Below are 5,571 nucleotides of genomic sequence, written 5' to 3' on the forward strand. Positions count from 1 at the left end.
CCCCCCCCCCCCCCCCCCCTCTTTTTTTTTAATTCAACGGCCCCCCCCCTCTACATAAAAAGGTTTAGGGGGCGGGGCGGGCGGGGCCCTGGGGGGGGGGGGGCGGGGGCCCGGGGCGCGCCGGCGGTCGGCCGTACGCCGTGGGCGGCTGGTCGCGGGCCGGCGGTCGATACGGACAGCCCTTCTCGGTTCCGCCTTTCCGTGTCATCGCCAGGGAGCGGCCCCTTCGGTTAGATGGGTGGATGAACGCATCGCCAGCGGAGTCCGCCCCGGCCCGGCCGGCCCCGCCGACCGCGCCCGCGCCGAGTGCGGCCGTGCCGAGCGCACCCGCGCCGAGCGCGCTGCGCCGCGAGCCGCGGCAGCGGCGCAGCCGCGAGAAGGTGGACCGGATCATGGACGCCGCGGTGGTGCTGGTGGTGCGCGAGGGGTACGCGGCGGCCACCACGACCCGGATCGCCGAGGCCGCCGGCGTCGGCCTGGCCACGCTGTACGGCTTCTTCACCGACCGGCGGGCGGTCTTCCGGGCCGCGTCCGCGCGGAATCTGGACTCCTTCCTCGGCCGGCTCGACCGGCTGCTGGCCGGCGCCGGGTTCGGGCACTGGTCGGAGGCGGCGACCGCCGGTTTCGACGAGTACGTCCGGATGTCACGCGCCGACGTCGGCTTCCGCATGGTGCTCTTCGGCGACGTGGCCGATGACCGGCTGCTCGCCGAGGGACGGCGCAACGACGAGGTGGTGGCCGACCGGCTGGCCGAGCTGATCGGCGAACGGTTCGGCGTGACCGTGGACGAGCGGCTGCGCACGGCCCTGCTGACGGCGGTCGCCGCCGGCGACGCCCTGGTCAAGCTGGCCTTCGAACGCGACCCCGACCAGGGCGACCCGGCCGTGCTCGCCGAGGCCCGCCGCGTCGTCCAGGGCATCTTCGAACGCGGTGCGTGAGGCACGTCCCGTACGGCTGCGAGCCACGTCCCGTACGGCTGTGGGCCGGGTGGTACGGGGCCTGCGGTACGGGCGCGACGGGGGCGAGTCGGGCGGTAGGGGACTTGCGGTACGGGTCGGGCCCTGCGGTACGGGCCCTGCGGTACGGGCCCGGCCGGGCGGGGCGAGTCGCGCGGTACGTGTCCTGCGGTGTACGGGCCGGGCCGGGCGGGGTGAGTCTGCGGTGTACGGGCCGGGCCGGGCCAGGTGGGGCAAGTCGGGCCGGTGGCGGCGGCCGGGCCCGGCAGCGGAGCGGGCGGTCCTCCGCGGGGGCCGTCGCCCTCGCACGGGCATGGCGAAAACCTGAGTGTCCTTTCGGGTTCTCCGCACCGACATATTGACCCGGGAGTAACCACGGTCCCATTCTGAGCCGCACACGCCGGCCCGGACCGTCCTCCCGGCCGTACCGGGGCCGCCCCACCTCACAGTCAGGCACCGCGTATGTCCGCACGCACGTCCTGCCCACAGCCCGACCCCGACGGCCCTGCCGGTCCCGGGGGGCCTGGTGATCTCAGCGGCCCCGGTGCGCGCGGCGGCGACCCGAGCACCCTCGCCGCCCCCGACCTTGCCGCCCCCGACCTCGCCGCCCCCGACCTCGCAGCCCCCGGCCCCGACGGCCCCGGCCCCACCATCGGCACCGCACCCCGCGACCGCGCCCCACACCGCCGCCCGCTGCGGCGCCCGGAAGCAGCCGGCCGGCTCGTACGCCCGGTACCGCGCCGCTGCGCGCGCCCGCGCACCTTACGCATTCGCGGCGCCCTGCGTACCGCCGCCCTGGCCACCGTCCTGACCGCCGCACTGGTCGGCGGCCCCACCGCGGCGGGGCCAGCGGCGGCCGATCCGGCGGGCGGTGGCGGGGACGGACACCGATCGGCGCCGCGGCAGGCGGACACCGCGGACACCGCCGGCTACCGGGTCGGCGTCGGGATCGCGGACGTGACCGGGGAGGCCGCGGAGGTCGGCATGATGGGGTACGCGCGGCTCGACCAGCGCACCTCCGGCATCCACACCCGGCAGTGGGCGCGCGCCTTCGTGCTGGAGCAACCCGGCGGCGGGCGCACCGTGTTCGTCAGCACCGACGTCGGGATGATCATGCAGGGCGTGCACCAGGAGGTGCTGCGCCGGCTCGGCGACCGGCTCGGGTCGCGCTACACCGAGAGCAATGTGGTCCTCACCGCCACCCACACCCACGCCGGCCCCGGCGGCCACGGCCACGACGTGCTCTACAACCTCACCACGCTCGGCCACCAGAAGAAGACGTACGAGGCGATCGTCTCCGGGATCGTGGCCGCCGTCGTCGCGGCCGACGCCGACCGCGCGCCGGGCACCGTGAAGATCGCCACCGGGGAGCTGCACGGCGCCAACGTCAACCGGTCGGCCGAGGCGTTCCGCCGCAACCCGGCCGCCGAGCGGGCCCGCTTCCCGGGCGAGGTGGACACCCGGATGACCGTGCTCCGCTTCGAGCAGGGCGGCCGGCCGGTCGGCATGCTGAGCTGGTTCCCCACCCACGCCACCTCGATGACCCCGGCGAACACGCTGATCAGCGCCGACAACAAGGGGTACGCCAGCTACCGGGTGGAGCACGACGCGTTCGGCGTCGGCCCCGGCGAGCGCGGCCGGTTCGTCGCCGCCTTCGCCCAGACCAACGCCGGGGACATGTCACCTAACCTGCGCGACGGCGGCGCGCACGGCCCCACCGACGACGAGTTCGAGAACACCCGGATCATCGGCGAGCGGCAGGCCGCGAAGGCGCTGGAGCTCTTCGCCGGCGCCACCGAGGAGTTGCGCGGTCCCGTCGACCACCGCCAGCGCTACGTCGACTTCTCCGCCGTCGACGTCGAGGGCCGCTACACGCCCGACGGCCAGCCGCACCGCACCTGCCCGGCAGCGCTCGGCCAGGGGTTCACCGCCGGTGCCGAGGACGGCCCGGGCCCCGACCTCGTCGACGAGGGCGAGCTGCGGGCCAATCCGCTGGTCGTGGGGTTGGGCGCGGTGCTCAACCCGGCCCCGGCCGCGGTGCGCCGCTGCCAGGCGCCGAAGCCCGTCTTCCTCGCCACCGGCGCCCAGCACCCGGCGTGGACCCCGCAGGTGCTGCCCGTACAGATCGTGCGCGTCGGACAGCTCACGCTCACCGCCGCCCCCGCCGAGTTCACCATCGCCGCCGGCCACCGGGTCACCGACACGGTCGCCGCCGAACTCGGCGCCACCTCCCGCCACACCGTCTTCGCCGGCTACGCGAACGCGTACAGCCAGTACGTGACGACGCCGCAGGAGTACGACGCACAGCACTACGAGGGCGCGTCCACCCACTTCGGCCGGTACACCCTCCCCGCCTACCAGCAGGAGTTCGCGCAACTCGCCCGGGCGCTGAAGACCGGCGAGCCCACCCCGAGCCGGGTGCGCCCGCCGTGGCTCGGCGACCGCCAACTGAGCCTGAACCCGGGCCCGGTGCTGGACGCGCCGCCGCTCGGCCGGGAGTTCGGCGACGTACGGGACGAGCCGGCCGCCGGCTACCGGCCCGGCGAGCGCGCCACCGCCACCTTCTACACCGGCCACCCGGCCAACGACGTCCGGGCCGGCGGCACCTTCCTCGAAGTCCAGCGGCGCGACCCGCAGGCCACCGGCGGCTGGCGGACGGTGGCCACCGACGACGACTGGTCCACCACCTACCGCTGGCGGCGCGCCTACCTCGCGGTCTCCACGGCCACCGTGACCTGGGACGTGCCGCGCGAGGCGACCCCCGGCACGTACCGCATCGTGCACCACGGTGACGCCCGCTCACTCGACGGCACACGCACCTCGTTCACCGGCACGTCGCGGACCTTCACGGTCGGCTGAGGGCGCGGGCGGCGGGGCGTGGGTCGCGGCGGCCCGGGGCAGGACCCGGGGGCTTGCGGTCCGGGGATTCGTGGGCCGGGGCGGGCCCGCCGGCTCGCGGGCCCACAGCCCCGCCGCTCAGACGAAGTCGAGCGCGCCCGGCGGCAGCGCCGGCACCAGACCCTCGGCCGCCGCGCGCGTGAGCAGGCCGCGGACCGCGGCGTAGCCGTCCTCGCCGAGGTCGGCCGTGAACTCGTTGACGTACAGGCCGATGTGCTGATCGGCGACGGCCGGGTCCATCTCCTGCGCGTGCGCGAGCACGTACGGGCGCGAGGCCAGCGGATCGTCCCAGGCCATCCGCACCGAGGTGCGCGCCGCCGCGGCCAGCGCGCGCAGCCGCTCGGCGCCGAGCGAGCGGCGGGCGATGATCGCGCCGAGCGGAATGGGCAGCCCGGTGGTGGCCTCCCAGTGCTCGCCCATGTCGGCCAGACAGTGCAGCCCGTACTCCTGGTACGTGAACCTGGCCTCGTGGATCACCAGACCCGCGTCCACCGCGCCGCTGCGCACCGCCGGCATGATCTCGTGGAACGGCAGCACCTTGACCTCGCCCACGCCGCCCGGCACCTCGGTCGCCGCCCACAGCCGGAACAGCAGGTAGGCGGTGGACCGCTCGCTCGGCACCGCGACCGTGCGGCCGGCCAGGTCGGCGGCGCGCCCGGGCCCGGCCGTCAGCACCAGCGGCCCGCAGCCCCGGCCGAGCGCGCCACCACAGGGCAGCAGCGCGTACTGGTCGAGCACCCACGGCAGCACCGCGTACGACACCTTCAGCACGTCGAACTCGCCGCGCTCGGCCATGCCGTTGGTGAGGTCGATGTCGGCGAAGGTCACGTCGAGCGCGGGCGCCCCGGGGACGCGGCCGTGGGCCCAGGCGTCGAAGACGAAGGTGTCGTTCGGGCAGGGCGAGTAGGCGATCTGGAGCGGTCGGCCGCCGTCGGTCTCGGCGCTGTGGCGCGCGGCACTGTCGGTCGTCACGGGTCTCTCCTCGCGCGGGGCTTTCCTAGGCATTCGATGTGTCTGCTGTATCCGCTGTATCCGAACCCCCGGCTCTCGCCGATTCTTCCGGCGCCGCCGCGTTCGCCCGGCACACCGCGCCCGGCAGCGTCCTGGCGAGCGCCGTGAACGCGCCGGCCAGCGCGTCGAGCGCGGCCCCGATCTGCCAGGCGGCGCGGTCGCGCGGGCCGACCGGGTTGGAGACGGTGCGCACCTCAAGGGTCGGCACCCGGTAGCCGGCGGCGGCCTCCGCGACGCCGAACCCCTCCATCGCCTCGGCCAGCGCCCGCGGGTGACGGGTGGTCAGCTCGCTGGCCCGGGCGGCGGAGCCGGTCACGGTCGAGACGGTGAGCACCGGGCCGCTCAGCCCGCCGGTGGCGAGGACTGCGGCGCGCACCCACTCGGCCGGCGGCCGGTGCTCGACCGTGCCGAAGCCGAGTTCGGTGACGGACGCGAAGCCGTCGGGCGTCTCGGCCCCCAGGTCGGCGGCGACGATGGCGTCGGCCACCACCACGGCCCAGCCCGCGGCGGCCCCCGCGCCGGCCCCGTCCCCGGCAGCGTCAGCTGTAGCTGTAGCTGTATCGCCCGTGACGGCCGGGCGCCGGGCGGCCGGGAAGCCGCCGCCGATGCCGGCCGAGATGACCAGGTCGTACGGGAGGTCGTCGGCGATCGCGGCGGCCAGGGCGCTGCCGGTGGCGGCGGCGGGCGCGGCGGGGGCGCCCCCGGC

At 76.1% G+C, this 5,571-nt stretch carries 4 protein-coding genes and 1 pseudogene; 3 read left to right on the plus strand and 2 right to left on the minus strand.

Going from position 1 to position 5,571, the window contains the following annotated elements:
* The 3 genes and pseudogenes from AAHZ94_RS27565 to AAHZ94_RS27575 form a co-directional block, all read left to right on the plus strand.
* Positions 1-234 (plus strand): annotated as a pseudogene (locus AAHZ94_RS27565) (hypothetical protein); the annotation flags it as partial.
* Between the two features lie 8 nt (positions 235-242).
* Positions 243-938 carry a TetR/AcrR family transcriptional regulator gene (locus tag AAHZ94_RS27570; RefSeq protein WP_349996168.1) on the plus strand — a complete coding sequence of 232 codons (696 nt, stop codon included), beginning with the start codon at positions 243-245 and terminating at the stop codon, positions 936-938.
* Positions 939-1,418: 480 nt separating this feature from the next.
* Positions 1,419-3,815 carry a neutral/alkaline ceramidase gene (locus AAHZ94_RS27575; RefSeq protein WP_349996170.1) on the plus strand — a complete coding sequence of 799 codons (2,397 nt, stop codon included), beginning with the start codon at positions 1,419-1,421 and terminating at the stop codon, positions 3,813-3,815.
* A gap of 117 nt (positions 3,816-3,932) precedes the next feature.
* On the opposite strand, the gene AAHZ94_RS27580 is transcribed toward AAHZ94_RS27575, so the two are convergent.
* Positions 3,933-4,826 carry a 1,4-dihydroxy-6-naphtoate synthase gene (locus tag AAHZ94_RS27580; RefSeq protein ID WP_349996171.1) on the minus strand — a complete coding sequence of 298 codons (894 nt, stop codon included), beginning with the start codon at positions 4,824-4,826 and terminating at the stop codon, positions 3,933-3,935.
* 25 nt (positions 4,827-4,851) lie between these two features.
* Positions 4,852-5,571, minus strand: a 720-nt coding sequence (gene mqnB / locus AAHZ94_RS27585) for a futalosine hydrolase (protein ID WP_349996173.1), incomplete at its 5' end; no start/stop codon positions are given.

It is taken from the genome of Streptomyces sp. HSW2009 (assembly GCF_040240285.1).
Lineage (GTDB): Bacteria > Actinomycetota > Actinomycetes > Streptomycetales > Streptomycetaceae > Streptomyces.

Bases quoted from the DNA above. Each gene is read 5' to 3' on its own strand.
- AAHZ94_RS27570 (WP_349996168.1), top strand. From the start codon at position 243: ATGAACGCATCGCCAGCGGAGTCCGCCCCGGCCCGGCCGGCCCCGCCG.
- AAHZ94_RS27575 (WP_349996170.1), top strand. From the start codon at position 1,419: ATGTCCGCACGCACGTCCTGCCCACAGCCCGACCCCGACGGCCCTGCC.